1 protein-coding gene is annotated in these 1,439 nt (G+C 47.4%); it reads right to left on the bottom strand.

Going from position 1 to position 1,439, the window contains the following annotated elements; all coding sequences use genetic code 11:
* Positions 1 to 889 (bottom strand): group II intron reverse transcriptase/maturase (ltrA, locus tag AEA42_RS05475; RefSeq protein ID WP_055647191.1); only part of this gene is annotated, 889 nt, incomplete at its 3' end.
* Positions 890 to 1,439: the final 550 nt, after the last annotated feature.

The raw sequence follows: 1,439 nt of genomic DNA, 5'->3' as shown, positions 1-1,439 counted from the left end.
GGAACTTGCTTTGGCCTACCTTAACCACTTGGCTTTTCTGTTCGTTAACAACCAGTTTTAGCTTAGTGGCAAGATAGCAAGTAATACTCTTGAGGACACGTTCGCCCGCTCGTTGAGACTTGACCAAGATGATAAAGTCATCCGCGTAGCGGGCGAAGTGATGCCCTCTGCTTTCCAGCTCTTTATCCAGACTATCCAACATGATGTTTGATAGTAATGGTGAGAGTGGGCCACCCTGAGGTACGCCTTCGAAGCTTGCTTCAAATTGGTCGTTGATCATTACGCCAGCACGCAGGTATTTACCAATAAGCGCCAGCAGACGCTTATCCTGTACCTTGCTCCTTAACTGAGTCATTAAGAGATCATGATTTACTCGATCAAAGAACTTGGACAGATCAACATCGACGGCAAATTTGCGTTTATGTTTGATGATATCCCTGACTTGCAAGACTGCTTGTTTGGCATTCCTATTCGGTCTAAAGCCGAAGCTATTAGCCGAGAAGGAAGGATCAAACAACGGCGTGAGAATTTGAGCAATTGATTGCTGTATCACACGATCAATGACGTTAGGGATACCCAGTTTGCGTTTACCGCCATCGGGTTTGTCGATCTCTACGCGTCTGACTGCTGAGGGTTGATATTCACCTAACTCAAGTTGAGATTTACACTGTTGCCAACCGCCTTGCTGCACCCAAAGCGGGAAGGCTTCGATAGTCATGCCATCGATGCCAGCCGCGCCTTTATTGGCTTTAACTTGACGCCAAGCTCGGTGTAGATTTTCAGGTTCGAGTAGTTGTTGGAATAAATCGCTGTTGAAGGCCGGTTGCATATCAATACGCTGCCGATAGTAATCGTCTGGCGACGTAGTGGGTATCGACAAGTTTGACAAGACTCCTCCTTCTTCTAAATGTTCAGGCCTTCACCATGTACCCACAACGCTAACGCGGGGTATGCTATCCCATCCATTACGATGGGCGTTGGGCTACTATGCCGTCTGCTGACTTCTGCTTAATCACATGCCGAGTTGCCCCGTCATGCGCTATCGGTTTTCATCTGGTTCGCTCTTTTCAGTCGATGAGATTGAAAAGCCAAGGCACTTAATAGACCAGAGCCTGACTGGTTATTGACCGATCGCGTGTTAAGCAGATCTCCCCAGATAAGAACATGAACTTTCTTTGCACTGCTGCATCATTTACGGTGGCCATTAGATCACGTGGTTTCGTCGTCTTGTGCCAACTCACCTCTAGCCTACGCCTCATATGATGTTCTTGTTCATCAGCTCGCAAATTTGCTAGCGGCTTCCTTCAGACCAATCCTCGCGGATAAGCCCTTGCCATTCACTAGTAGTTAGCGTTTAATAACAGCATGTTATTGAACGGTGACCTTCCTACAGAGGACTTTCACCTCATTAGTTCATGCCCATGCTGGGCGTACACAAG

This window comes from Shewanella sp. Sh95 (assembly GCF_001308045.1).
In the GTDB taxonomy this organism is placed as follows: domain Bacteria; phylum Pseudomonadota; class Gammaproteobacteria; order Enterobacterales; family Shewanellaceae; genus Shewanella; species Shewanella xiamenensis.
This window is presented reverse-complemented; position numbering and strand designations above follow the sequence as displayed.